The sequence below is a fragment of the Bradyrhizobium ferriligni genome (genome assembly GCF_056837965.1).
This window is the reverse complement of record NZ_JBXEJO010000041.1, coordinates 1-24844: the sequence shown is the minus strand read 5'-3', so window position 1 is coordinate 24844 and position 24844 is coordinate 1. Positions and strand designations below refer to the sequence as shown.

Sequence of the window (24844 nt, the reverse complement as noted above, 5' to 3'; positions counted from 1 at the left end):
TCTATCCGGCCTGCGGGCGCGCGCCGGACCACGCGCGCTTCAGCAGGTCGCGGACGCCGCTCTCCTCGATCGGCCGCGGATTCCAGTAAGGGTTTTTGATGGCGAGCGCGGCGGCCTTTGCGATGCCGTCTTCGGGCATGCCGATCTCGGCGAGCGAGCGCGGCGCGCCGAGCCTTGCCGACAGATCGAACAGGCCGTCGGCGGCGTCAGCCGCTCCAAGCGCCCTCGCCGCGCGGCCGACTGAATCGCGCGCGGCCGGCGTGTTGTAGGCGATGGTATGCGGCAGCAGCACCGCATGGGTCTCGGCATGCGGCAGGTCGAACAGCGCGCCGACGGCGTGGCAGAGCTTGTGATGCAGCGCCATGCCGACGGTGCCGAGGCAGACCGCGCACAGCCACGCGCCATAGAGCGCGTCGGAGCGCGCCTCGAGATCGCGCGGCCGCGCGATCACGTCGGGCAGCGACGAGGCAAGCTTCGCAATCGCCTCCTCCGCCATCAGCGAGGTGATCGGGTTGCCGTCCCGCGCGTAGAGCGCCTCGGCCGCATGCGCGATGGCGTTGAGGCCGGAGATCGCGGAGAATTTGGCCGGCATCGAGACGGTCAGGCTGACGTCGTAGATCACGGCCTCGGGCAGGATCTTCGGCGATGATTGCGTGGTCTTGACGCCGTCGACGGTCTCGCCGAGCACCGGCGTCATCTCGGATCCGGCATAGCTGGTCGGCACGATCAGTTGCGGCAGGTCGGTGCGCAGCGCAATCGCCTTGCTGAGGCCGGTCGCGGCGCCGGCACCGATCGCAACCACGCCGTCCGGCTTGAGCTCGCGGACGATCTCCATCGCACGTTCGGTCACCGCGACCGGCGTGTGCACCACCGCGCCGTCGAACAATCCGGCCACACGGCCGCCGGTCAGGTCGGCGAGATCGCCGAGCTCGGCCTGCTGCCGCCGGCTCGCCAGCACCAGCACGCGGCTGATGCCGAGCCGGTCGAGCTCGGCCGCCAGCTGCGCGACCGTGCCGATCCCGAACACGACCCGCATCGGGCTGACCTGGTAGGTGAACGGCTGCGCCATGGCGATTTCCAAGCGTTGGTCAGCCGCGGCGCCAGTCGCGCGGCGTGCAGCCGAAGCGGTGCCTGAAGCGCCGCGTGAAATGCGACAGGTCGGAGAAGCCCCAATCGAACGCGATGTCGCCGATCGCGCGCCCGGCGATCGCGGGGTCCCTCAGATCGCGCGCCGCGCCGTCGAGGCGGCGGTCCATCACATGGCTGGCGAATGTCGTGCCGGCGCGCTCGAACAGCTTGTGGACATAGCGCTCGCTGATACCGATCGCAGCCGCAATGGCGGCAACGCCGAGCCCGGGCTCGCGCAGCCTGCGGTCCACGGCGCGGCGCAGCGCAAGCCACGTCGCATCGGCAAGACCGGCGCTCTCGGCAACGCCTGCGCGGCCGCTGCGCGACAGGCTGAGCGCGACCAGATCGAGTAGCACGCCGAACAGCCGCGCGTTGTCCGCATCCGAAGCACGGAGCGCGGATGTGTTCAGGACCTGCGCCGTCTCGGTGATGAGATGGCCGACGAAGGGATCATCCGAGACCCGCGCCGGCGCGGCCCCGGGCGCCGACGGCAGCCGTTCATCCAGCGCCTCGGCCGGCACCCAGAACGAGGCCACCTGCAGCGCCGGGCCGCGGTCGTGCAGCAGCGCGAAGCGCTGGCCGCTGTCGAAGATTCCGACCTGCCCCGGCGACAGGCTGATCTCGCGTCCCGCCTGCTGGATCCGGCAGCGGCCGGCGAGCTTCAGATTGAGGTAGTAACAGCGCCGGCCTGACGCGGCGATGTCGGCAGCGGAGCGCCGCACGACATGCTCCGGGAAGCTGACCCGGTTGACCGCGCCATCGCCGAGTCCAACGGTCTCGACCCGGGCGAGGAAGCCCGGCGTCGCCGGCGGCTCCGGCGTCAGGTTCATGAAGGCCTGGCAGATCGCCTCGCGGTAATAGGCAAACTGCTCGCCGGGCCTCGTGTCCGCGGTATTCCAGCTCAGCCTGCGCGAGCGATCCGCGGCGGCGATTTGCTGCATCAGTTCACTCCGAGCCCAGTCCGGTTCGCTCACAGCCAAGCGCGTTCCGCGGGTCCAGGTCAATATCCAGGTCAATATCCATCAGGAAGCGGATGAAACTTGCGCGTATCCGGGCCGTTCGGACGCGGCAATCGATCTAACCAAACCAGACAGGGAGGTACAACATGTCGACCTATGTTCTCGTCCATGGCGCCTGGCATACCGGCGCCGAGTTTGAACCGGTTGCGGCTGCGATCCGCAAGGCCGGCCATGTCGTCCACACGCCGACCATCAAAGGCAACCGGCCCGGCGACCGGAAGGATTCCGGCCTTGCCGAGGCGATACAGTCGATCGTGGATTACCTCGCCGAGCATGACCTCAAGAACATCGTGCTGGTCGGCCACAGCTATGGCGGCATGGTCATCACCGGCGTCGCCGACGCCGCCGCGGACCGCATCCGCCGCCTGGTCTACTGGAACGCGTTCGTGCCAAACAACGGCGAGTGCCTCAACGACATGGTGCCGCCGCACTATCGCGGCCTGTTCGACGCCATTCACGCCGAGCGCGGCGACGGCTCGGTGGTGCTACCATTCCCGATCTGGCGCGAGGCCTTCATCAACGACGCCGACCTCGAGACGGCGCAGCGTGCCTATGACAAGCTCAATCCGCACCCGTTGAAGACCTTCCAGGACAAGATCGCGCTGCGCACCAATCCGGCCGAGATGCCCATCGCAAAGTCCTACGTGAACTGCACCGAGGACACCGCGATGCCGCACAGCCTGTCCTGGCATCCGCGGTTGTCGGAGAAGCTCGGGCTGTTCCGCCTGGTCCAGGTGCCGGGCAGCCACGAGCTGTGCTTCTCCAATCCCGAGCGCCTGGCGCAGGCCTTCCTCGACGCCGGCCGCGATTAGGCCACCGCCCTGTATGCCGGCGCGGTCGCGAGGAAGCGGGCATAGGCGTCCGCGTCCGGCGGCGTGAACTTTTCGACGAGCGGGTTGCGGCGCGACGCCTTGGTGCCGATGTCGGCCAGCAGCTCGTCGAAATGCTTGAAGTGGTAGGGCGCGACGCACAGCCCGCCATAGACGCCCGCTGCCGGACGCTCGACGCGCTTGAAGTTCAGCATCATCGCGATGTTGCTATTCATCTCGGCCGCGCTCGGCTGCCGTGCCAGCTGGCCGTCGGCGTAGCGCACCAGCCAGTTCGCGGCGAGATCGGCGCACAGCACGGTGCAGAAGCTCGAATTGAAACCGACAAAGCCCATGTCGGGCAGATCGGGATTGGCGATCAGCCGGTACAGCCGGTACTGCCCGTCGGGCTCGACCAGCTTGTTCTGATACTCCTCGGGCAGGAACGGCACGCCGAGCTTGTAGCCGATCGCCAGCACCGCGACATCGGCCGCGACGCGCTGGCCGCCGCTCATCACGATGGTCTTGCCGTCGTAATGGTCGAAGGTGCCGCGCACCGCCTTGATCCGGCCGTCGGCGACCATCGGATAGAAGCCGGGGGTTGCGATCGGCACCGAGCAATTGACGCCGTCCTCGATCCGCTCCTTCGGCACCATGCCGCATTGCTTCAGCTTGAGCTGCATCTTCAGCATGCTCTCGAGCCCGCGCCAGTTCGCCCACACGAACGGCTTGGCGACGACATGCGCGAGGCGTGCCATCGGCCCGATGCCCCAGCTCGCAAACATCTGCTCCTGGGCGCGGATGTAGAGGATGCGCTTGAAGTTGACGAGGCCGCCGACGAAATAGGGAATCCGCCAGACCGGCTCGCGAAACACGATGGTGACTTCGCTGGCGCCGGAATTGACCGCATTCACCGCGATGTCGGTCGCCGATTTGGAGCCGCCGAGCACCACCACCTTGCGGCCCTTGGCAAGCGCTGGATCGCTGTATTGCGACGAATGCAGGATCTGCCCGCCCTGCGCCTTGAAGCCGTCCGCGCCGGCCAGCGGCAAGGTCTGCGGCTCGTTGAACTGCCCGGTGCAGACCGCGACGAAGTCGAAATCCTCGTGGCCGGTGGCGCCGTCGGTCGAGCGCAGCGCCAGCGTCCAGCCCGGCCTGCCGTCGGCACGGCGCTTCATGCCTTCGACATTGGTGTCGAACCGCATCGCGCCGTCGAGCCCGTGGCTGCGGGCGTAGTCGCGCAAGTAAGCATGGACCTGCGGACCCTTCGGCCATTCCGGATAGGCCTCCGGCATCGCCTTGTCGGTGTAGCGATAGAGCTCCTTCGGGCTCTGGGTCTGGACGTCGGGATAGGAGCGCGCCGGCTCCCAAACCCCGCCGAGATCGCCGCTGCGCTCGATGATGGTCACCTTGTGGCCGCGACCGGCAAAGGCCTTGCCGGCGGCAAGCCCGGAAATGCCGGCGCCGATGACGCACACATGCTTCTGCTTGACCATGAAACCGCTCCGAATTGAATGAACAGGTCCAATTTCGTTAAGCGCACGCGTCCCCGTCATCGCCGGAGCCAGCTCCGGCGATTGCTACCTCGCGCGCGCGCGTATTGTCTGTTTGGCCGCCGGCTAGTCGTTGGCTTCCGGCGGCAGAAAATCCACCTCGTGCTCGGCGGAGATACGCACCACCTCGGCAGGGTCCTGCAGATTGTGCAGCTTCTCGAACAGCGCTTCGAGCTTCTGTATCGGCGACACCCAGAACAGCGCCCGCGCCGGCTTGTCCGACTTGTTGAAATAGCCGTGCGGGATGCCGCGCGGCATGCGCACGAGGTCGCCGGCCTTGGCCTGCACCCAGACGCCGTCGAGCTTGAGGTCGAGCACGCCCTCCTGCACCAGGATGAACTCGTCCTGGGTCGGGTGGATGTGCACCGGCACGAACTGGCCGGGGTCGCTGTTGGTCTCGAACGCGAAGGTCGAGTCGGTGATCGCCTTCGGATAGTAGACCTGGCCCAGGATATTCCAGGTCTTGCCACCGTAGCCGGTGCCGGTTCGGGTAATGCCTTTTTCGAGCGTGCCCATGTCAGCCTCTCCAGTTTTGATGCGCATTGCCGGCACGGAGCCTGTCGCCGGCCGGTGAGGCTGTCTAGCCGATAAACGAATCCGCACCCGGCACCTCATGCTGCAATGCGGGAGCGCGGCGCCGGCCGGCTGCTGCCCAATGCCGCCGCATCGTCCTGACTGTCGATCGGGCAGTTTGCGCGACGAAACGGCGTTCCCCTTTGCCGCGGGATGCTCTAGGCTGCATGATGTTTTAGACCTCAAACAACTCCGGACGGCCGGCGTGACTGCTGTTGGCAACGAGGTTTCGACAAGCGCAAATTCTCCAAGCGCAAGGCTGACGGATTTCGCACGCGTCGCGACGGCGCGCGTCGATGACGCGGCCGAAGCGATCGGCCGCATCTTCTGCCCGCACGATCTGACGCCGGTCGATCATTCCGCGAGCGATTTCTCCGCGCATCACAATTGCGCCGACTTCGACGGCTTCTCCGTCAACTATGTCGCCTATGGCGGATCGGTCGCGATCAATCCCGGCTGCCTCGACCGCTTCTTCCTGTTGCAGATGCCGTTGTCCGGCTCGGCCTCGGTGCGGACCGCCGCGCGCGAGCTCACCACCGGACCACGGCACACCGCCTCGCTGCTGTCACCGACCATTCCGACCGAGATGACCTGGCGCGGTGACTGCGCCCAGCTGATTTTGCTGCTCGACCGCAAGCTGGTCGAGCATCGCGCCGCGGCGCTTGGCGGCCTGGCGGTGAGGCCGATCGAGTTCGATCCGGCCGTCGCGCTGAGCGGGCCGCTCGGGCAGACGCTCTCGGCCCGGATCGAGCATCTTGTCACGGCCGCCGAGCAGTTCGGGCCGCGCAAGACCTTGTCGGCGGTCGCGGCGGCCGATTGGCGCGAGTCGTTTCTCAATGTCCTGCTCAACGGGCAGCGGCACAGCCTGAGTTCGGCGATCGATGTCTTCAACGGCCGCACTGAGGCCCAGCCGGCCGCCTTGAAGCGCGTGCGCGCCTATCTGGAGAGCCGGGCGACCGAACCGCTGGACCTCGCCGAGCTTGCGGAGATCGCGGGCACGGGCATCCGCGCATTGCAACTCGGCTTCCGCCGTCACTTCGGCACCACTGTGTCCGAGATGCTGCTCGACATCCGCCTCGCCCATCTCAACGCCCGCCTCAAGACGGCGCGGCCGGGCGAACGCATCGTCGATATTGCATTCGACCTCGGCTTTACCCATCTGAGCCGGATGGCGAGCGCCTACCGCGCCAAGTTCGGCGAGAGCCCGAAGGCGACCCTGCAGCGGTTGAGCTGAGCGGCAGTTCCGGGCGGCTCGGCCACGCCCTGCCCATCCGGCCAGTATCGCCGTCAGCCGCGACATCCCAGATTGAGGGAAGCCAACGGAGTTTCCCATGACCGAACCGAATGTCCTGTCCTCGCTGTCATCAGCCCTTGCGGAGACCATTGCGCGCGCTGCGCCCGCAATCGTCTCCGTGCATTCGCATCGCGCGCGCGCCTCCGGCTTTGTCTGGAAGACGAGTCTCGTCGTCACCGCCGACGAAGCGCTGGCCGACGAGGGCGAGATCGAAATCCAGTTCGCCGACGGCAGCCGCAAGCAGGCGACCGTCGTCGGACGCGACCACACCACCGACATCGCGCTGCTGCGCGTCGATGGCGACACCGGCCCCGTCAAGCTCTCGACCGGGAGCCCTGCGCTGGGATCGCTCGCGGTGATCGTCGCCGCCGACCGCGGCGCGCCGACCGCGCGGCTCGGCATGGTCGCACTGTCGGGTCCGGGCTGGCGCAGCCTGCGCGGCGGCGAAATCGATGCACGGATCGAGCTCGACGTCCGGCTGCGGCACAGCCAGCAGGGCGGCCTCGCGCTGAATGCCGCGGGCGAGCCGTTCGGCATGGCCGTGCTCGGCCCGCGCCGCGTGCTGACGATCCCGGCTACGACCATCGAGCGGGTCGCAACGCAGCTCGAGAAGAGCGGCCGCATCGCGCGCGGATATCTTGGCGTCGGCTTGCAGCCGGTCCGTCTCGACGACGGCCTCGGCGCGATGGTGATGAATGTCGACAAGGCCGGCCCCTCGGCCGCGGCCGGCGTCCGGCAGGGCGACGTGATCATTGCCGTGAATGGCGAGAAGCTGTCCGGCGTGCGGGCGCTGTCGCGCGGCCTCGGACCGCAGAGCGTCGGCACGGTGGTCGAGCTCACCGTGCATCGCGGCGGCGAGCCGCTGAACTTCAAGGTGACGGTCGGCGAGAGGCCCGAGACGTGAGCGGTGAGCCGGCCAACGACATCGTCATCGCGCTCGAGGTCGACGACGCCGTCCTCGCCGATCGGCTGGCGACCCTGCTCGGCAGCGTCGCCGGCCTGCGGCTCGCCGCGCCGGGCGAACAGGCCACGGCGGCGGTCGTCGCACGCAACCGCGAGGCAGGCGCCGGCGACTTCGAGCTGACGCCGCGCGAGCTCGACGTGCTGGCGCTGCTGGCCGAAGGCGCATCCAACAAGATGATCGCACAGCGGCTCGGAATTTCCGTCCACACCGCCAAGTTTCATGTCGGCTCGCTGCTCGACAAGCTCGACGCCACCGGCCGCACCGACGCCGTCGCCCATGCCGCGCGGCGCGGGGTGATAAATTTGTGAGGGGCGGGATTGTTGTTGTAGTGACGCTGAGCTGAGATCTCTCCACCCGTCGTCCCTGCAAAAGCAAGGACTCATACGCCGCGGCAGATATTGCAGGCGGGACTCATCATTGTCGTCCTGGCGAAAGCCATGACCCATAGCCACCGCATTTGACATGAACGAGATCGTGGCCCCAGCGTCGCGCAACAATGCGCACTTGGGGTAATGGGTCCTGGCCTTCGCCAGGACGACGGCGAATCTTCATGCGCACTCGTCAGTTGCACGCAGCCACTGCACAGCGACATCAGTGATTGGGAAAAATTCCGCCCTGCGGACACCCGGCTCAGTATTCGACCGGATACAGACGCCTTCACGATCTGGCTATGCAATCTTCAGCCAACAAGAAGAAACGGCATGAAGAAGCTGATCGGTCGTCATCGGGATATTCAATACACACTCACCAACATCGAACCCGACCTCTGGGGTTGGTCGTTCGACATCAACGGCAAGACCAAGCAAGGCACCACGCGCGCGCGGCTCGACCTGCTGGCGCGGCGGCGCGTCTGCACGCTGATCGATCGCGAATTGAAACGCGCGGAACGTACCAGGCCCAACGAGCTTGACTGATCACTCTCCCCGGTGAAAGTCCATTGGACGTACCGCGCCCATGAGAAATGAAAACTCCCGCAGCACCGGCTGCGGGAGTTGTTGGCATTGGTGGCCGCGGGGAGGTACAACCACCGATGCCGACATTCGAACCTTGTCAGGCTGTTTTGGCGAACATCGTCAGGACGCCGTCGGCGATGTTGATGGCGACGACCTGCGACGAAGTCAGGCCCTTGGCCTTGAGCGCGGATACCGCCTGCGGTGTCGCGTCAATCGACTTCCGAAGCGACTGGATGTCGTCCTCCTTTGTCTTTGCGATGGCATCCTCGACCTTCGATCGCATCTCGGGCTTGAGGTCCTTGATGTCGACGACCTGTATGCTGCGGATGACAGTGGACTGATCAGATGCCTGCGGCGGCGCCTTGGGTTGTGCGCCTTGTGCTTGCACCAAGGCGGGCGTTCCGAGGGCGAGCGCGGCAACAGTGACGAATGCAGTGAGATTGCGCATGGTCGATTCCTTTCCGAGTCCTTATCCGGGTCAGCAAGCGATAAAACCTACGCGCGAAGTTTGGCCGGCGTCTGATTTTTCCGTGGCCATTCATTGGAGCCAATGCGACCGCAATGCGGGCGTCGAAGCCCGCTCAGCCGCAGCGTCGACATCCAGTGCGTCGATCCGGGCGCGACTGACTACAATGCGATGACGGAAATAGCGATCTCAAGCCGTGGTCCGGCGTAGCGCTTGTCATCCGGCCCACCCTCGCCGCGCCCGACCTTCCAGACCGCCGGCCATGAGAACCGCTCGAGCCCCGTTGCCGATATCGCCGCCCACGACGTCCAGCGCGTGTCACCGCTGCGTCGCCACAGCACGCCGCCCGGTCCCATGTCCGGGTAGAAGGCGATGTCGAGGTCGAAATCGCTGTTGGCGCCGAGATCGGGACCGATCCAGTAATAGGGACTGCGTCCACGCTCACGTCCGAGGATCAAGGTGAGCGTCTGGTTCGGTCCGCGCAAGCCCAGCCAGAGCGGTGCGATCACGCCGGGCGCGGGCGTGCAGAGTAGCGTTTGTGGCGCGGCAGTTCCCGCGGCGGTGCGGCCCGACAGTTTCAACGCGATCACCGTCGCGGGCGCCAATGTCCCCGACAGCGGTGCAGGGCTGGTCCCGCGCGGCAGCGGCGACCACTCGGCCTGGTCCAGCGATGGCAGCGGCCATGTGAGCTGCTCGCGCACCACACCTTCGGTATCGAGCACCTGATAGCGGAACCCATCCTGATCGAGCGCGGCTTGCACGCAATGCAGATACTCGACGCCTTCGGGCATCCGGTGCGCGGTGCCCGCACCCGCCGTGCAGACCTGCAGCACACCGCGATGAACCTGGACGTCGAATGCGAGAATGTGGCTGCACAGATAGGCGGTGACATCGGCGCGGACGAGGATATCCCAGAACCGCTCGCGATATTCGTGGCCGATCTCGCGCTGATAGCTGCCGCTGTAGCCGTTGATGGCGTACACGGGATGATGGCCCAGCACCAGCTTGTGCCTGGCGTCCTCGTGCTGTGCGAGGACCGCTTGCAGCCAGTCGGTCTCGACATGCCCCTCGCCGCCGAGGCCGCTCCAGAGCGTGTGCACGAACACCATCAGGAGATCGTCGCGGCGAACCCAGTAGGACAGCCCATCCTGACCGGGCGGGCCGTTGCGCGGCAGCTTCAGCACCTCGCGAAACACCGCCTCGCTCATCGCGTCATAGGCGGTGTGGTTGCCGGTCGTGTGCCACAGCGGCACCGCGCCCCGATCGAGCCACGCCATCTCGACCTCGAGCCAATGCCGCCATTGCGCGCGCAACGCGTCGGCATCGGCGGTGAGGCCGATGATCTCGTCGCCGGGGAACAGAATGAATTCCGGCGCAGGATGCAGCCGGCGCACCACATTGTTCACCGACGCGAAGGTGCGCTCATGCAGCGCGCCCGGAACGCCCGAGCAGGCGTCGGCATAGATCACGAACTGGTGGCCCGAATTTCTCGGCAACAGAGACGGAATTGCATCATCCATGGTCGGACCACGTCCTCGCGAGCCACATCATAGAGGAATGCAGACTGATCGCTCAAGGCAGACATTCGCAGGCGCAAGGTTGCAGGCAGCCGGGGCTTTTGAGATCGTGTGCCGCGCATTGCATACGTCCATGACAAGGAGTTCCGGCGTGGCCATCCTCAAGGACTTCAGCATCGGATTCTACAAGATCCCGCTCCCGGTGGTGCTGAGCGACAGCACGCATGGCGAGATCAAGGCGTTCGAGCTCGTCACGATCCGCGCCCGCGATGCCGACGGCGCGGAAGGCACCGGCTACACCTACACGGTCGGCCGCAATGGCGGCGCCGTCGCCGATATCCTGGGCCGCGAAATCGGCGAGATCGCGCGCGGGATGGAGGCCGACGACACCGAGCAGCTTTGGCACAAGGTGTGGTGGGCGCTGCATTACGGCGGCCGCGGCGGGCCGGCGGTGCTGGCGCTGTCCGCGCTCGACATCGCGTTGTGGGACCTCAAGGCGCGGCGGGCATCGCTGCCGTTGTGGCGGCTGCTCGGCGGCTTCGACCGCCGCGTGCCCTGCTATGCCGGCGGCATCGATCTTGATCTGCCGCTGGATGGATTGCTGAAGCAGACCGACGACAATCTGGCCAAGGGCTTTCGCGCCATCAAGATGAAGGTCGGCCGGCCGAGCCTTGCGTCCGACGTGTCGCGCGTGAAGGCGATGCGCGGCCATCTCGGCGACGAGTTTCCGCTGATGGCCGACGCCAACATGAAATGGACCGTCGAGGAAGCGATCCGCGCCGCGCGCGCCCTGCAACCGTTCGACCTGACCTGGCTCGAGGAGCCGACCATTCCGGACGATGTCGCGGGACACGCGCGCATCCTGCAAACCGGCGGCGTGCCGATCGCAGCCGGCGAGAACCTGCGCAGCCTGTGGGAGTTCAAGCCCTATATCGCCGGCGGTGCGCTGTCCTACGCCGAGCCCGACGTCACCAATTGTGGCGGCGTGACCAGCTTCATGAAGATCGCCCGCCTCGCCGAGGCCTTCAATACTCCCGTCACCAGTCATGGCGCGCATGACATCACCGTGCATCTGCTGGCGGCGTGCCCGAACCGATCCTATCTCGAAGCGCATGGCTTCGGCCTTGATCGCTACATCGAGCATCCGCTGGTTCTGGAGCAAGGCATGGCGATCGCGCCGGATCGCCCGGGGCACGGCATCGCCTTCGACTGGAAAGGCCTGGAGCGGCTCAGCGCGGGATGAGGGACGGCTGGCTCGGGCTATCGGCTACAGTGGCGGATGAACCTTACATCCCTGGCGTAGAGGTACGTGTAAGGGTCCACCTGTTCGAGCGCGTGGTGCCGCATCACCCAGTCGCGAACCTCGGGCGCATAGGCCGACATCATCAGCTGGGTCTCTCCGGGGTTCATGCTGCGGTCGCCGTGATGTGCAGCGTGAAACATGAAGTAGCCGTTCGGGGTAATGCAGATCTTGTTGAGGGGAACGGTCCCCAGCACCGTCGTGCAAGAAGACTTGCAGCGACCATCGATCACCACGCGATCATACTCCGCATTGACTTGCCGGTACTTGTAGATGTGCGCGGCGGTGTTGCCGCCAGGGTCGTGAAGATAGTAGATCTTCTCTGCGCGTGCGAAACCCGTCATTACCAAAGAGAAGATCGCGATACTGACTACGGCGAGTATCCGGTGCATATCACTTCCCCTCTTGCGGCCCTCTCTACTTCAACGGGCATTGCGGCATGAGTACTATGCGTGAATCGGTTTCGCAACTTCCGCTGTTGGACCCTTGGGCAGACACAATTGGACATGTTGGCGACATCCGCCGTTGAAACCAGGCTGGAAGACATAGCCTCAAGTCGCGGATCGGGTCTGCGAGCAGGTGCCCTAGTCGCGCTCACGCCAAGCTGCTAGCCTTTTGCGCTTCGGATTGCCCAAAGCGCGATGAGATCATCGCACTTTGGCTCATTGTCTGAGCATGATCCTTTCGGAAAACCGCTTCACACTTTTCCGGATCATGCTCTAGCGAGTTAAGGGATCGGAGCAAATGGACAACCGTAGTGATGTTTGGCGCGGCGTCGACGCGATCAAGCCGCGTTTCATCGAATTGAGCGACCGGGTCTGGGCGATGCCCGAGGTCTGCTATACCGAGGCGCGCTCATCCGCCGAACATCTGGCCGAGCTGCGCCATCAGGGTTTTCGCATCACCGAGAACCTCGCCGACATTCCGACCGCGGTGATGGGCGAATGGGGCGAAGGCGGCCCGGTGATTGCCTTCCTCGGCGAATATGACGCCCTGCCCGGCCTCAGCCAGGAGGCCGGAATCGCCGAGCATCGCCCGGTCGAGAGCGGCGGCCACGGCCATGGCTGCGGACATAATCTGCTCGGCTCCTCCGCGCTGCTCGCCGCGACCGCGGTGAAGGACTGGCTCGCGGCCAACAAGGTGCCGGGCCGCGTGCGCTATTACGGCTGTCCCGCCGAGGAAGGCGGCGCGGCGAAGGCCTTCATGGTGCGCTGTGGCGCGTTCGAGGACGCCGACATCGCCATCACCTGGCATCCGCACAGCTTCTGGGAGGTGGCGGTGACACCGTCGCTCGCCAACACCCGCGCCGATTTCATCTTCACCGGGCGCACCTCGCATGCGGCGGCCTCGCCGCATCTCGGCCGCAGCGCGCTCGATGCGGTGGAATTGATGAATGTCGGCGTCAACTACATGCGCGAGCACATGCCGAGCGACGCCCGCGTGCACTACGCGCTGCTCGACACCGGCGGCATCGCGCCCAACGTGGTGCAGGCCCATGCCCGGGTGCGCTATTCGATCCGCGCCCGCGACTTGCCCGGCATGAACGAGCTGGTCGAGCGCGTGCACAAGATCGCGCAGGGCGCGGCGCTGATGACGGAGACCAAGGTGGAGATGAAGATCATCTCCGCGGTCTCCAACATCCTGCCCAACACGCCGCTGGAACAGACGCTGCACCGGATCATGGAAGAGCTCGGCCCGCCGCATTTCGACGATGCCGACAAGAATTTCGCCGGCAAGATCCGCGCGACCCTGACCGACAAGGACATCGCCTCGGTCTATTACGCGATCGGCATGGAGCCGACCGACCGGCCGCTCGCCGATTTCCTGGTGCCGATCGACGCCAAGCGCAATCCGCTGATCGGCTCGACCGACGTCGGCGACGTCAGCTGGGTGGTGCCGACCGTGCAGGTCCATGCACCGACGGTTGCAATCGGCACGCCGTTCCACACCTGGCAGGTTGTGGCGCAGGGCAAGACGCCGGCCGCGCACAAGGCGATGGTGCAGGCCGCCAAGGCGATGGCCGGCCTCGGCGTCAAGGCGCTGATGGAGCCGGAGCTGATCGCGGCCGCCAAGGCCGACCTCAAGAAGCGGACCACAAGAACGCCCTATGTCAGTCCGCTGCCGGCGAATGTTGCACCGCCGTTGGACATGTCGATCGCCTGAGAGCCGCATTGAGAGCGGGCCGGACCTGCTCTCCGGGATCAAGCAACCGCATATCCACATCGTCATGGCCGGGCTTGTCCCGGCCAACCACGACTTTCTCACGCGGAAACGGAGACGTGGACGCCCGGCACAAGGCCGGGCATGACGAGTTTGTGGAGGGATCGAGCGCATATGCGATAGCTCGGGCTTCGGACGCGAACTCCCGCCTGCGTGGCAAAAAAGCATCTCGGAACAAAGGATAACGAACAAATTTTCCGCACTGCGAGGCGCGCAAGAGCGCGCTTTTGGCGCCGATCTGCTGAACCGATGTGCGGCGAGCGGAGGTTCTGCACAAGCGATAGCCAAAAGACCTAGGCGCTGAAGAGCGGGAGGCGTTGACCTTCGCGGTCATTCGGTGTGCCATCCTGCCGCCAACACGGCGGCCGGTTCCACGGCCCGCCGCAATAACCAATTGAGCCGGACCGAGGGGACAATGTTCGACAAGAATCTGCGGGGCATGATCGACGAGGTGAAGGACGGGCGGATGGATCGCCGCGCCTTCGTCAAGCGAATGATTGCCGTCGGCCTCACCGCGCCGATGGCCAACCAGATCCTTGCGATCGGCGGCGTCGCGATGGCGCAGAGCCCGAATCCCTACAAGCCGACCAAGCGCGGCGGCGGCGGTCCGCTGAAGCTGTTGTGGTGGCAGGGTCCGACCCTGCTCAATCCGCACTTCGCCACCGGCACCAAGGACCAGGACGGCTCGCGGCTGTTCTACGAGCCGCTCGCGAGCTGGGACATCGACGGCCATCTCAACCCGATCCTCGCGGCGGAAATCCCCTCGATCCAGAACGGCGGATTGACCGCCGACGCCAAGACGGTGATCTGGAAGCTCAAACCCGGCGTCAAATGGCACGACGGCAAACCCTTCACCGCCGACGACGTCGTGTTCAACTGGGAATATGCCACCGACCCCGCGACGGCAGCCGTCTCGAGCGGTACCTATTCCGGCATGACCGTGGAGAAGGTCGACGACCTCACGGTCCGCATCAAGTTCAAGGATCCGACGCCGTTCTGGGCCAACGCGTTCGTCGGCGCCTATGGCTGCATCATCCCGAAGCATTTGTTCGCCGAATACAAGGGCAGCAAGTCGCGCGAGGCGCCGAACAATCTGAAGCCGGTCGGCACCAGCCCCTACAAATTCGTCGAGTTCAAGCCGGGCGATCTGGTGCGCGGCGAGATCAATCCCGATTACCACATGCCGAACCGGCCCTATTTCGACACGATCGAGATGAAGGGCGGCGGCGATGCGGTGTCGGCGGCGCGCGCGGTGATCCAGACCGGCGAATATGATTTCGCCTGGAACATCCAGGTCGAGGACGAGGTGCTGCTGCGGCTGGAAAAGGGCGGCAAGGGCAAGACGCTCTATGCCGTCGGCGGCGACATCGAATTCATCGCCATCAACTTCACCGACCCGAACACCGAGGTCGACGGCGAACGCTCGTCGATCAAGACCAAGCATCCGATCCTGTCGGATCCGGCGGTGCGCAAGGCGCTGGCGCTGCTGGTCGACCGCGACTCCGTCAAGAAGGTGATCTACGGCCGCGCCGGCCGCGCCACCGCCAATTATCTCAACGGCCCCGAGGAATTCGTTTCCAAGAACACCAAATGGGAGTTCTCGGTCGAGAAGGCGAGCGCGCTGCTGGAGCAGGCCGGCTGGAAGGTCGGCTCCGACGGCATCCGCGAGAAGGACGGCAAGAAGCTGAAGCTCCTGTACCAGACCTCGATCAACGGCCCACGGCAGAAGACCCAGGCGATCGTCAAGCAGGCCTGCCAGAAGGCCGGCATCGACGTCGAGCTGAAGTCGGTGGTGGCCTCGGTGTTCTTCTCCTCCGACGTCGCCAATCCCGACACCTATTCCAAGTTCTATGCCGACATCGAGATGTTCCAGATCCCGATGACGCAACCCGACCCGGGCCTGCACATGCGCCGCTATCTGTCGCGCAATGCCGCGACCAAGGAGAACAAGTGGCAAGGGCAGAACTTCCCGCGCTGGGTCAACAAGGATTTCGACACGGCGATCGAGGCGGCCGATACCGAGACCGATCCGATCAAGCGGGCCGAGCTCTACATCAAGTGCAACGATCTGATGTGGCAGGACACGGTGGTGATCCCGGTGATGCACCGCCTCGCGGTGGAAGCCTGCTCCAACACGGTGCGGCCCGCGCTCTCCGGCTGGGCCAACCAGACCGACAATCTGCAAGACTGGTATCGTGAAACCTGAGACACGGGGACAGGTCGGAGTTTGAGTAGGTGCATCTTCTCCCTCTCCCCGTTCTTACGGGTCGAGACGAGCGGAGCTCGCTCTTGGAGGGTCGGGGTGAGGGGCTCTATCCGCAAATGCGTTGGAAGGTGAGTTCGTGGAGAGTCGCCCTCACCCGGAATTCAAGCTGTGCTTGAATTCCGACCTCTCCCCGCACGCGGGGCGAGGTGAAGCTCGCCTTTCGACTGGAAGCAAGATCAACGTGCTCAAGGTGCGAGCGTTAGTTAGATGATCTCTCGATGAGTCAATATGTCCTGCGTCGTCTGATGATCGCGATCCCGAGCCTGCTCGGGATTTCGCTCGTGCTGTTCGTGGTGCTGGCGCTCGCGCCGGGCGATCCGTTCAGCGAGCTCGCGACCAATCCGAACGTGCCGCCCGAGGTGCAGGCCGCGCTGCGCGCCAAGTTCGGCCTCGACGACCCGATCTATCTTCGCTACCTGCACTGGCTCGCGGCGATGGCGCAAGGCGACTGGGGCTTCTCCTTTGTCAGTCGGATCAATGTCGACACGCTGATCCTGCAGCGGCTGCCGACCACGCTCTACGTGATCGGCTCGGCCCAGCTGCTGGCACTGCTGATCGCAATCCCGGTCGGCGTCTATGCCGCCACCCGGCCCTACTCGATCTTCGACCAGCTCGCCAACACCTTCGCCTTCATCGGCTTCTCGCTGCCGACTTTCTTCACCGGCATCCTGTTCATCCTGGTGTTCTCGGTGAAGCTGGACTGGCTGCCCTTCGTCTATACCGACGTGCCGGGCAGCGGCATTCGCTGGCTGCTGGAGATGATCCGGCAGGCGATCATGCCGGTGATGGTGCTCGGCCTGTTCCAGGCGGCGTCGATGACCCGCTTCGTGCGCTCGGCAATGCTCGACGTGATCCGGCTCGACTATGTCACCACCGCCCGCGCCAAGGGACTCGGGCAGGCCAAGGTGATCGTCAAGCATGTGATGCGCAACGCGATGATCCCGGTCGTCACGCTGATTGCGCTGCAAATGCCCGCCGTGTTCGGTGGCGCCATCGTCACCGAGCAGATCTTCCGGATTCCCGGTATCGGTTCGCTGCTGATTTCCTCCATCCTCGCCAATGACACGCCGGTCGTGATGGCCGTGACCTTCGTCTTCGCGTGTCTCGTGGTGCTGTTCAACCTGATCGCAGATGTCCTCTATGGCTGGCTTGACCCTCGCATCTCCTTCCGCTGAGCGGCGCGGCTATTCGCCCTGGCGCGAAACCTGGCGGCGCTACCGCCGGCACAGGCCTGCCGTGGTCAGCGCCGTGCTGTTGCTGCTTTTGATCGCGGCCGTCGTGATCGGCCCGTTCGTCTGGCGCGTCTCGATCAGCGACATGGACGTCGTGGCCGGCCTGCAGGGGCCGTCGCTGGCGCATCCGTTCGGCACCGACGATCTCGGCCAGGACCTGCTCGCCCGCATGATCTATGGCGGGCGCATCTCGCTCGCGGTCGGCCTCGCCGCAATGCTGGTCTCGGTGTTCGTCGGCACGCTGATCGGCGCGCTCGCCGGCATGTCGCGCGGCGCGCTCGGCTACGCGTTGATGTGGCTGACCGATCTGTTCCTGTCGCTGCCGCAACTGCCGCTGCTGTTGATGCTGATCTATCTGTTCCGCGACGGGCTGAAGGCGATGTTCGGCCCCGAGGGCGGCATCTTCATCCTGATCGTGCTGGTGATCGGCGGCTTGCGCTGGATGCCGGTCGCGCGCCTGGTGCGCGCCCAGTTCCTGTCGCTGCGCGAGAAGGAATTCGTCGAGGCGGCGCGCGCGCTCGGCGCAAGCCCGGTGCGGCAGGTGGTGCGCCACATCCTGCCCAATGCGCTGGGACCCGTGATCATCGCCGGCACGATCGACGTCGCCGCCGCGATCATCGCGGAATCGACGCTGTCGTTTCTCGGCCTCGGCTTTCCGCCGGATACCCCGACCTGGGGCCGCATCCTCTATGACGCCAAGGACTTTCTCGACATCGGCCCGCATTGGGCGCTGTTTCCGGGCGGCGCGATCTTCATCGCGGTGGTCGCCATCAATTTCATCGGCGACGGGCTGCGCGACGCGCTCGACGCGCGCAAGGTGATCTGATGGCACTGCTCGACATCAAGGGCCTGAAAACCCATTTCACCACCGACGACGGCATCCTGCAGGCAGTCGACGGCGTCGACATCAGCATCAACCGCGGCGAGACGCTGTGCGTGGTCGGCGAATCCGGCTGCGGCAAGACCGTCACCGCGATGTCGATCCTGAAGCTGATCGCGATGCCGCCGGGCAAGATCGTCGAAGGCGAGATCATCTTCGAGGGCCGCGACCTCGTGCCGCTGACCAGCCATGAGCTCGACGACATCAGGGCCAAGGAGATCGGCTTCATCTTCCAGGAACCGATGACCTCGCTCAATCCGGTACTGACCATCGGCGAGCAGATCGCCGAGAGCCTGCGCCGCCACGAGGCGGTGACCAAGAAGCAGGCGCTGGAACGCACCATCGAGATGCTGAAGCTGGTGCAGATCCCCAACGCCGCGGGCCGCGTGCATCATTATCCGCACCAGTTCTCCGGCGGCATGCGCCAGCGCGTGATGATCGCGATGGCGCTGGCCTGCCGCCCCAAGCTCGTGATCGCCGACGAGCCGACCACCGCGCTCGACGTCACCATCCAGGCGCAAATCCTCGACCTGTTGCAGGACATGAAGGAACGCTTCGGCATGGCGGTGATGCTGATCACGCACGCGATGGGCGTGGTCGCCGAGACCGCGCAGCGCGTCGTCGTGATGTACGCCGGCAAGGTGGTGGAGGAGGCGCCGGTCGACGAACTGTTCGGCAATCCCGGCCACCCCTACACCCAAGGCCTGATCCGCTCGATCCCGCGCATCGATCTCGACGCCGCGCACAAGACGCGGCTGGAGGCGATCGGCGGCTCGGTGCCGATCCTGATCAACCCGCCGCCGGGCTGCCGTTTTGCTGCCCGCTGCAAATACGCCATGAGCATCTGCACCGAAAAGGAGCCGCGGCTGCGCGAGATCGCACCCGGCCATCGCATGGCCTGCCACCTCGGAGACGCATCATGAGCGAGCCGCTGCTGCGCGTTTCCAATCTGAAGAAGCACTTTCCGGTGCTGGGCGGCCTGCTCTCGCGCGAGGTCGGCCAGGTCTATGCGGTCGACGGCGTGTCGTTCTCGGTCAACCGCGGCGAGACGCTCGGCCTCGTCGGCGAATCCGGCTGCGGCAAGTCGACCACCGGCCGCTGCGTGCTGCGCCTGATCGAGCCGACCTCGGGCGAGGTCGTGTTCGACGGCCGGAGCGTCACCGGCCTCGGCGGCGGCGACCTGCGCGCCATGCGGCGCAACATGCAGCTCGTGTTCCAGGATCCGTTCGCCTCGCTCAACCCGCGCATGACGGTCGGCGCGATCCTCGGCGAGCCCTTCATCATCCATAACCTCGTGACCTCGGCCAGCGAGCGCGAGGACCGCGTCGCGAGCCTGTTGGTCAAGGTAGGGCTGAAGGCCGAACACATGCGCCGCTACCCGCACGAATTCTCCGGCGGCCAGCGCCAGCGTATCGCGATCGCCCGCGCGCTCACCTTGGAGCCGAAGCTGATCGTGTGCGACGAGCCGGTCTCCGCGCTCGACGTGTCGATCCAGGCCCAGGTCATCAACCTGCTCGAGGATCTGCAGGCCGAGCTGAACCTCACCTATCTGTTCGTCGCCCACGATCTTTCTGTCGTGGAGCACATCTCCGACCGCGTCGCGGTGATGTATCTCGGCCGCATCGTCGAGCTCGCCAAGGCCAGCGATCTCTACCGCAATCCGCAGCATCCCTACACCAAGGCGCTGCTCTCGGCGGTGCCGGTGCCGGATCCCAAAGCGAAGCGCGACCGCATCCGCCTGAAGGGCGACGTGCCGAGCCCGATGAATCCGCCCAGAGGCTGCCACTTCCACACCCGCTGCCCGATCGCCGAAGAGCGCTGCCGGCAGACTGCACCGGAACTGCTGGAAGGCAGGAACGGGCATTCCGTGGCGTGCCATCTGGCGTAGAGTGGATCGCCTGCGACGATCGAGCTGTCGGCGCGACCACTCTCTCACCGTCACCCTGAGGAGCGCGCAGCGCGTCTCGAGGGGTCGACGGCCCCGCTGGTGGCCGTGGATCCTTCGAGGCTCGCTCCGCTCGCACCTCAGGATGACGGGGCAAAAAGCTTCGCCCGCCGCCGCCGCTTCGCAGTCTTTGTCTTGGCCTTCGCTTTGGCTTTCGTCCTGGGCCGCGCGGCCGGCGCCTTCACCTGCGCTTCCTCGCTCTCGCTCGCCTCCATCCGCAGCGTGTCGAGCAGCCAGTCACGAAACGCGCGCATGCCCGGCGTCACGTCGCGCGACTTCAGCCAGGTCAGCCAATAGGATCCCGCCGGGACCTCGGCCGCGAACGGCCGCAGCAGCCGGCCGGAGGTCAACTCGTTGTCGAACATCGCGATCGGCACCAGCCCGACGCCGACGCCGCGCGCGGCGGCCTCGGCCATCGCGACCGAACTGTCGAAGATCGGCCCCTGGATTTTCGGACACGGCGCGCCGGCGACTGCAAACCATAGCGGCCATTCCTCGGCGCGGTAGGAGCGCAGCAGGAATTCCTGCGCGAGATCCGACGGCTTGCGCAGCCGGTCCGCCGCGTCGGGGCAACACACCGGCGAGAGCGGCGCGGACAACAGATGGATCGCCTCGGTGCCGTGCCACGAGCCGTCGCCGAAGCGCAGCGCGAGATCGAGCCCGTCGCCTGCGATGTCGACGCGGTTGTTGTTGGTGAGCAGGCGCAGATCGATATAGGGATGCGCGCGGTTGAAGCGGTCGACCCGTTGCAAGAGCCATCCGGTCGCGAAGGTCGTGACGCAGCCGACGGTCACGACCTCGCGCGTGCCCTTGGCCTCGATGCGGTCGATCGCGGCGCCGATCCGGTCGAGCGCGTCTGACAGCACCGGCAGCAGCGCCAGCCCTTCGTCGGTGAGCACCAGCCCGCGCGGCAGCCGGCGGAACAGGCTCGTGCCCAGGAGATCCTCGAGCTGCTTGACCTGATGGCTGATCGCGGTCTGCGTCACGCGCAGCTCCATCCCGGCACGGGTGAAGCTGAGCAGCCGCGCGGACGCCTCGAAGGCGCGCAGCGCGTTCAGCGGGAGATGCCGGCGCACGGCGTCATGACCAAGTTTTCCTCATGTCTCGCTGTATAAATGATTGTTTGTGCGCCGTCACGCCGTTCGGCAGGTTCGCGCCGCCAACGGGAGATTCGACATGCTGACGAGACGGACATTTGGATTGCACGCGCTGGGCCTTGCGGTGTCCTGCACCTTGCCGAGGCAAGGTGCGGCGGCGGGACCAAGCGAGCCGGCGCAGCGGCTGCAGCAGGAGTTTGCACGCATCGAGCTGGCGACCACCGGCCGGCTCGGCGTCGCCGCGCTCGACATGGAGACGGGATTGCGCGCGAGCCGGCGCGGCGACGAGCGGTTCCCGATGTGCAGCACCTTCAAGGCGATGGCATCGGCCGCGGTGCTGCACCGGGTCGATCGCGGCGAATCCAGCCTCGATCAGCAAATCCGGTTCGAGGCCAAGGATATCTTGGCCAACTCGCCCGTCACCAAGGAGCACGTCGACTCGGGCATGACGCTTGCCGAGCTTTGCGAGGCCGCCATCACAAGGAGCGACAACACCGCGGGCAACATGATCCTCCGCGAGATCGGTGGGCCAGCCGGCCTAACCGGCTTCTTCCGCACCATCGGCGACAATGTGAGCCGGCTCGATCGCTGGGAGCTAGCGCTGAACGAAGGGGTATCAGGCGATCCGCGCGACACCACGAGTCCTGTCGCGATGCTGAAGGATTTGCAGCGCGTGCTGCTCGGCGACGTCCTGTCCGCGGCCTCGCGCCAGAAGCTGATCGACTGGATGGTCGCCAACAAGACCGGCGACGCTCGGCTGCGCGCCGGCGTGCCCCGCGACTGGCGGGTTGGCGACAAGACCGGCACCGGCGAGCGCGGCACTTACAACGATATCGGTGTGTTCTGGCCGCCCGGCCGCAAGCCGATCGTGGTGACGGTCTACCTGACCGGGGCAAGCGCCCCCATGGAGAAGTGCAACGAGGTGATCGCCAATGTCGCCCGCGCCGTCGCCAATGCGAGCGCCGGGCAGAGCGGCTAAACCAGCGACGCCGCGATCAGCGGCGCCGGCAACATCAGGTCGGCCAGCGACCAAGCAAGTCGCTCGCCGCCTCGAACAACGCTGCAACGCGCAACAGTTCGGCATCGGTCCGGAAGCGACCGACCAGGTGCAGTCCGATCGGCAGGCCGTCGCGGCCGAAACCTGCGGGGATGCTGACGGCGGGATGCCCGGTCATGTTGAACAGCATGGTCCAGGGAAACCAGTGCGGCCGCACGCTGTCGAAACTCCGGCCGTCGATCTCGATCGCGCCGAACAGGTCCTGGTCGATCGGCAGCGCCGACCGGGTCAAGGTCGGCATCGCCAGGAGATCGCCGCGCGCGAACAGCGACTGCACTCGGCGGAACAGCGCGGTGCGGTCGAACATCGCCCGCTGGTAGTCGACACCGCTGACCTGCGCCGCCAGCGCGAGCTGCTTCAGGAAGGTGGCGCTGAGATCATTCGGATGATCGGCCGCGAGCTTCTCGAAGCGGGTGCGCCAGACGGTGTGATTGATCGCACGCCAGATCGGCTCGATGTCAAAACCGTCGCCGGAAAACTCTTCGAGCTCAGCGCCGAGGCTCGCCAGCCGGTCGAGGCTTGCCTTGAACGCCGCAGCCACATCTGATGTGACCGGACGCCCCGGCGGCGACACGCAGAACAGCACCCGCCGGCCCTTGAGGTCGCCGCGCGGCGCGGCAAGGCCGAGATAGTCAGGCACCGGCACCCCGATCGACCAAGGGTCCGACGGGTCCTCTCCCGCCATCGCCTGCATCATCAGCGCCGTATCGGCAACGGTGCGTGTGGTCGGTGTGACATAGGTCTGGTTGCCGAAAGCATCCTGCACCTGGCTATGCGGGATCACTCCGTTGCTCTGCTTGATTCCGACCACGCCGTTGCAGGCGGCGGGAATCCGGGTGGAGCCGCCGCCATCGGTCGCAACCGCCAGCGGCGCGATGCCGCTCGCGACGGCCACCGCCGCGCCGCCGCTGGAGCCGCCACTGGACCGCTCGGCACTCCATGCATTGCGCGTCCGCCCGAACAACGGCGAGTCGGTCAGACACTTGCTGCCGAACTCCGGCGTCGTGGTCTTGCCGATCAATATGCCACCCTGGGCACGGAGGCGGGTCACCGCGACGGCATCATTGTCGGGCACGTTGTCCCGGTACGGCACCGCGCCGAAGGTCGTCCGGACGTCTTTGGTGTTGACGATGTCCTTCACGGTGAAGGGAACGCCGTGGAGCAGACCGGGCGGCTCGCCGGCCGTGATTTGCCACTCTGCGGCTTTCGCCTGCGCCATCGCCGCATCGCCGCACAACGTGATGAAGCAGTTCAATTCGGGTTGCAGCCGCTCGGCACGGGCGAGCACCGCGCGCGTAACCTCGACGGGCGAAACCTCCTTGCGGGCGATGCGCCCGCGAAGCTCAACCGCAGACAGCAGACACAGATCATCGCTCATTCGGGCAAAGACTCGCGCAGAGATGGTCGACGCCCGCATCGTGCCGCGCGACATGCGGCAAGTCCATCGGCTCGGACGCATGGCGCAACGCCGCGGCGCCGCGACGGCGCATGGCCTGCCGGGTGCCGGCGGGCCCTTCCCGGCCGCGCGGCTTGGCAGCGACGGAGGATCATGCGACGCTCGATCCGCCATACGGAGGAACACGTCTTGTATCGCCGCCTCGCCCTCGCCGCGCTGATCGTTGCCGGCAGCGTGCACGGCAGCCTCGCGGCGGCCGATCCGGCACGGTGCCGCGAGCTGATCCGCAAATACGAAACCGACAAGGCCCAGCTCAGCGCGGTCGAGATCTCGCTGTCATTGTTCGCGGCCGCCAATGCCGATTGCATCAACCTTGCCACCGAGCTGCTCGATCACGGCGCCTCGGTCGATGCGCGGGACCGGCTGGGCGCGAGGCCGCTGAGCCACGCCGCCCGCTCCGGCCATCTTGCCATGGTCGACCTGCTGCTGGCGCGCGGCGCGCCGGTCGATGCGCGCAACCTCGCGGGATCGACCGCGCTGTATTTTGCCGCCGAGCGCGGCCATGTCGCGATCGTGCAGCGGCTGATCGACCGCGGCGCCGACGTCAATCTCACCGGACGCAGCGGCGCCTCCCCGGTCGCGGCCGCCGCCTATGCCGGCAGGGACATGGTGGTGCGCATGCTGCTGGCGCACGGCGCCGACGGCCGCAAGGCAGACGACACCGGCAAGCCGCCGGTCGTCTATGCCGCGGCGGGCGGCCAGCTCGGCATCGTCAAGCAGCTGCTCGCGCGCGAGATCGACATCAATGCGCGCTACGCCAACGATCTGACGCTCCTGATGTGGGCGGCCGGGCCCGATGAGACCGTGCCGGAGGCGCAGGCGCTCGAGGTCGTCTCATACCTGCTGGAAGGCGGCGCCAGGGTCGACGACCGCGATGCGCGCGGCCGCACGGCGCTGATGATCGCCGCCGAAGGCAATCATCCGGCGATTGCCAGGACACTGCTCGCGCATGGCGCCGATCCTGCGCTGGCCGACAAGGCCGGCAAGCATGCCGCCGATCTCACCATCCTCTCAGTGCTGCGCGAAGAGCTGACGCCGCGTTAGCAATCGCGAGGGCAGTGCGCCCCCTCTCCCGCTTGCGGGGGAGGTCGCATCGCATCGAAGATGCGATGCGGGTG

Annotated in this window: 23 protein-coding genes; 14 read left to right on the top strand and 9 right to left on the bottom strand. The window is 66.1% G+C overall.

Annotation, left to right across the window (positions count from 1 at the left end; genetic code table 11):
* Position 1: 1 nt before the first annotated feature.
* Positions 2 to 1069, bottom strand: coding sequence for a maleylacetate reductase (locus AC1VNY_RS23975; RefSeq protein WP_482407025.1), 1068 nt, complete (start codon positions 1067 to 1069; stop codon positions 2 to 4).
* 19 nt (positions 1070 to 1088) lie between these two features.
* Complete coding sequence (locus tag AC1VNY_RS23970; RefSeq protein ID WP_482407024.1) at positions 1089 to 2069, bottom strand: helix-turn-helix domain-containing protein; 981 nt, start codon at positions 2067 to 2069, stop codon at positions 1089 to 1091.
* Between the two features lie 164 nt (positions 2070 to 2233).
* On the opposite strand from AC1VNY_RS23970, the gene AC1VNY_RS23965 reads away from it, so the two are divergent.
* Positions 2234 to 2959 carry an alpha/beta hydrolase gene (locus tag AC1VNY_RS23965; RefSeq protein ID WP_482407023.1) on the top strand — a complete coding sequence of 242 codons (726 nt, stop codon included), beginning with the start codon at positions 2234 to 2236 and terminating at the stop codon, positions 2957 to 2959.
* Here the strand turns inward: AC1VNY_RS23965 and AC1VNY_RS23960 are convergent.
* Together AC1VNY_RS23960 and AC1VNY_RS23955 are read right to left on the bottom strand one after the other, a co-directional pair.
* Positions 2956 to 4449, bottom strand: coding sequence for a flavin-containing monooxygenase (locus tag AC1VNY_RS23960; RefSeq protein ID WP_482407022.1), 1494 nt, complete (start codon positions 4447 to 4449; stop codon positions 2956 to 2958). The genes AC1VNY_RS23965 and AC1VNY_RS23960 overlap by 4 nt on opposite strands.
* Positions 4450 to 4572: 123 nt before the next feature.
* Positions 4573 to 5022 carry a cupin domain-containing protein gene (locus AC1VNY_RS23955; RefSeq protein WP_482407021.1) on the bottom strand — a complete coding sequence of 150 codons (450 nt, stop codon included), beginning with the start codon at positions 5020 to 5022 and terminating at the stop codon, positions 4573 to 4575.
* A 262-nt stretch (positions 5023 to 5284) separates the two neighbouring features.
* Here AC1VNY_RS23955 and AC1VNY_RS23950 point away from each other — a divergent pair, with 262 nt between their 5' ends.
* From AC1VNY_RS23950 to AC1VNY_RS23935, 4 genes are all read left to right on the top strand, one after another.
* Positions 5285 to 6313, top strand: a complete 1029-nt coding sequence (locus AC1VNY_RS23950; RefSeq protein WP_482407020.1) for an AraC family transcriptional regulator — start codon at positions 5285 to 5287, stop codon at positions 6311 to 6313.
* 97 nt (positions 6314 to 6410) lie between these two features.
* Positions 6411 to 7277: a S1C family serine protease gene (locus tag AC1VNY_RS23945; RefSeq protein ID WP_482407019.1), complete on the top strand. Its 867-nt coding sequence runs from the start codon at positions 6411 to 6413 to the stop codon at positions 7275 to 7277.
* Positions 7274 to 7645 carry a response regulator transcription factor gene (locus tag AC1VNY_RS23940; protein ID WP_482407018.1) on the top strand — a complete coding sequence of 124 codons (372 nt, stop codon included), beginning with the start codon at positions 7274 to 7276 and terminating at the stop codon, positions 7643 to 7645. Before AC1VNY_RS23945 ends, AC1VNY_RS23940 begins: the two co-directional genes overlap by 4 nt.
* A 393-nt stretch (positions 7646 to 8038) precedes the next feature.
* Complete coding sequence (locus AC1VNY_RS23935; protein ID WP_482407017.1) at positions 8039 to 8251, top strand: hypothetical protein; 213 nt, start codon at positions 8039 to 8041, stop codon at positions 8249 to 8251.
* 136 nt (positions 8252 to 8387) lie between these two features.
* Here AC1VNY_RS23935 and AC1VNY_RS23930 read toward each other — a convergent pair whose 3' ends face one another.
* Both AC1VNY_RS23930 and AC1VNY_RS23925 read right to left on the bottom strand, forming a co-directional pair.
* On the bottom strand, positions 8388 to 8738 hold the full coding sequence (locus tag AC1VNY_RS23930; protein ID WP_482407016.1) for a hypothetical protein: 351 nt from the start codon (positions 8736 to 8738) through the stop codon (positions 8388 to 8390).
* Between the two features lie 179 nt (positions 8739 to 8917).
* A complete protein-coding gene (locus tag AC1VNY_RS23925) occupies positions 8918 to 10276 on the bottom strand; it encodes a metallophosphoesterase family protein (RefSeq protein ID WP_482407015.1) in 1359 nt (452 codons plus the stop codon).
* A gap of 148 nt (positions 10277 to 10424) precedes the next feature.
* Here AC1VNY_RS23925 and AC1VNY_RS23920 point away from each other — a divergent pair, with 148 nt between their 5' ends.
* Positions 10425 to 11516: a mandelate racemase/muconate lactonizing enzyme family protein gene (locus AC1VNY_RS23920; protein ID WP_482407014.1), complete on the top strand. Its 1092-nt coding sequence runs from the start codon at positions 10425 to 10427 to the stop codon at positions 11514 to 11516.
* 17 nt (positions 11517 to 11533) lie between these two features.
* Here AC1VNY_RS23920 and AC1VNY_RS23915 read toward each other — a convergent pair whose 3' ends face one another.
* Complete coding sequence (locus AC1VNY_RS23915; RefSeq protein WP_482407013.1) at positions 11534 to 11965, bottom strand: hypothetical protein; 432 nt, start codon at positions 11963 to 11965, stop codon at positions 11534 to 11536.
* Between the two features lie 352 nt (positions 11966 to 12317).
* Between AC1VNY_RS23915 and AC1VNY_RS23910 the strand changes: the two genes are divergently transcribed.
* The 6 genes from AC1VNY_RS23910 (at position 12318) to AC1VNY_RS23885 (ending at position 20059) form a co-directional block, all read left to right on the top strand.
* Positions 12318 to 13736 carry a M20 family metallopeptidase gene (locus AC1VNY_RS23910; protein ID WP_482407012.1) on the top strand — a complete coding sequence of 473 codons (1419 nt, stop codon included), beginning with the start codon at positions 12318 to 12320 and terminating at the stop codon, positions 13734 to 13736.
* 472 nt (positions 13737 to 14208) lie between these two features.
* Complete coding sequence (locus AC1VNY_RS23905) at positions 14209 to 15999, top strand: peptide ABC transporter substrate-binding protein (RefSeq protein WP_482407011.1); 1791 nt, start codon at positions 14209 to 14211, stop codon at positions 15997 to 15999.
* A gap of 278 nt (positions 16000 to 16277) precedes the next feature.
* Positions 16278 to 17234, top strand: coding sequence for an ABC transporter permease (locus tag AC1VNY_RS23900; RefSeq protein ID WP_304496802.1), 957 nt, complete (start codon positions 16278 to 16280; stop codon positions 17232 to 17234).
* Entirely contained in the window at positions 17200 to 18117 is a 918-nt protein-coding gene (locus AC1VNY_RS23895) for an ABC transporter permease (protein WP_028334911.1), read from the top strand. Before AC1VNY_RS23900 ends, AC1VNY_RS23895 begins: the two co-directional genes overlap by 35 nt.
* A complete protein-coding gene (locus AC1VNY_RS23890) occupies positions 18114 to 19094 on the top strand; it encodes an ABC transporter ATP-binding protein (RefSeq protein ID WP_085970703.1) in 981 nt (326 codons plus the stop codon). Before AC1VNY_RS23895 ends, AC1VNY_RS23890 begins: the two co-directional genes overlap by 4 nt.
* Positions 19091 to 20059, top strand: coding sequence for an ABC transporter ATP-binding protein (locus AC1VNY_RS23885; RefSeq protein ID WP_304496803.1), 969 nt, complete (start codon positions 19091 to 19093; stop codon positions 20057 to 20059). The genes AC1VNY_RS23890 and AC1VNY_RS23885 overlap by 4 nt, the downstream gene beginning before the upstream one ends.
* Positions 20060 to 20196: 137 nt before the next feature.
* Here AC1VNY_RS23885 and AC1VNY_RS23880 read toward each other — a convergent pair whose 3' ends face one another.
* Positions 20197 to 21192, bottom strand: a complete 996-nt coding sequence (locus tag AC1VNY_RS23880) for a LysR substrate-binding domain-containing protein (protein WP_482407010.1) — start codon at positions 21190 to 21192, stop codon at positions 20197 to 20199.
* A 100-nt stretch (positions 21193 to 21292) separates the two neighbouring features.
* Here AC1VNY_RS23880 and bla point away from each other — a divergent pair, with 100 nt between their 5' ends.
* Positions 21293 to 22192, top strand: a complete 900-nt coding sequence (gene bla, locus AC1VNY_RS23875; RefSeq protein WP_482407009.1) for a class A beta-lactamase — start codon at positions 21293 to 21295, stop codon at positions 22190 to 22192.
* Between the two features lie 34 nt (positions 22193 to 22226).
* On the opposite strand, the gene AC1VNY_RS23870 is transcribed toward bla, so the two are convergent.
* Positions 22227 to 23648 carry an amidase gene (locus tag AC1VNY_RS23870; RefSeq protein WP_482407008.1) on the bottom strand — a complete coding sequence of 474 codons (1422 nt, stop codon included), beginning with the start codon at positions 23646 to 23648 and terminating at the stop codon, positions 22227 to 22229.
* 171 nt (positions 23649 to 23819) lie between these two features.
* Between AC1VNY_RS23870 and AC1VNY_RS23865 the strand changes: the two genes are divergently transcribed.
* Entirely contained in the window at positions 23820 to 24770 is a 951-nt protein-coding gene (locus AC1VNY_RS23865) for an ankyrin repeat domain-containing protein (RefSeq protein WP_482407007.1), read from the top strand.
* Positions 24771 to 24844: the final 74 nt, after the last annotated feature.

Coding starts and splice junctions, on each gene's coding strand:
- AC1VNY_RS23970 (WP_482407024.1), bottom strand. CDS start 2,069: ATGCAGCAAATCGCCGCCGCGGATCGCTCGCGCAGGCTGAGCTGGAAT.
- AC1VNY_RS23915 (WP_482407013.1), bottom strand. CDS start 11,965: ATGCACCGGATACTCGCCGTAGTCAGTATCGCGATCTTCTCTTTGGTA.
- AC1VNY_RS23870 (WP_482407008.1), bottom strand. CDS start 23,648: ATGAGCGATGATCTGTGTCTGCTGTCTGCGGTTGAGCTTCGCGGGCGC.
- AC1VNY_RS23945 (WP_482407019.1), top strand. CDS start 6,411: ATGACCGAACCGAATGTCCTGTCCTCGCTGTCATCAGCCCTTGCGGAG.
- AC1VNY_RS23885 (WP_304496803.1), top strand. CDS start 19,091: ATGAGCGAGCCGCTGCTGCGCGTTTCCAATCTGAAGAAGCACTTTCCG.
- AC1VNY_RS23960 (WP_482407022.1), bottom strand. CDS start 4,449: ATGGTCAAGCAGAAGCATGTGTGCGTCATCGGCGCCGGCATTTCCGGG.
- AC1VNY_RS23905 (WP_482407011.1), top strand. CDS start 14,209: ATGTTCGACAAGAATCTGCGGGGCATGATCGACGAGGTGAAGGACGGG.
- AC1VNY_RS23865 (WP_482407007.1), top strand. CDS start 23,820: ATGCGACGCTCGATCCGCCATACGGAGGAACACGTCTTGTATCGCCGC.
- AC1VNY_RS23955 (WP_482407021.1), bottom strand. CDS start 5,022: ATGGGCACGCTCGAAAAAGGCATTACCCGAACCGGCACCGGCTACGGT.
- AC1VNY_RS23895 (WP_028334911.1), top strand. CDS start 17,200: ATGGCTGGCTTGACCCTCGCATCTCCTTCCGCTGAGCGGCGCGGCTAT.
- AC1VNY_RS23910 (WP_482407012.1), top strand. CDS start 12,318: ATGGACAACCGTAGTGATGTTTGGCGCGGCGTCGACGCGATCAAGCCG.
- AC1VNY_RS23930 (WP_482407016.1), bottom strand. CDS start 8,738: ATGCGCAATCTCACTGCATTCGTCACTGTTGCCGCGCTCGCCCTCGGA.
- AC1VNY_RS23975 (WP_482407025.1), bottom strand. CDS start 1,069: ATGGCGCAGCCGTTCACCTACCAGGTCAGCCCGATGCGGGTCGTGTTC.
- AC1VNY_RS23900 (WP_304496802.1), top strand. CDS start 16,278: ATGAGTCAATATGTCCTGCGTCGTCTGATGATCGCGATCCCGAGCCTG.
- bla (WP_482407009.1), top strand. CDS start 21,293: ATGCTGACGAGACGGACATTTGGATTGCACGCGCTGGGCCTTGCGGTG.
- AC1VNY_RS23965 (WP_482407023.1), top strand. CDS start 2,234: ATGTCGACCTATGTTCTCGTCCATGGCGCCTGGCATACCGGCGCCGAG.
- AC1VNY_RS23925 (WP_482407015.1), bottom strand. CDS start 10,276: ATGGATGATGCAATTCCGTCTCTGTTGCCGAGAAATTCGGGCCACCAG.
- AC1VNY_RS23935 (WP_482407017.1), top strand. CDS start 8,039: ATGAAGAAGCTGATCGGTCGTCATCGGGATATTCAATACACACTCACC.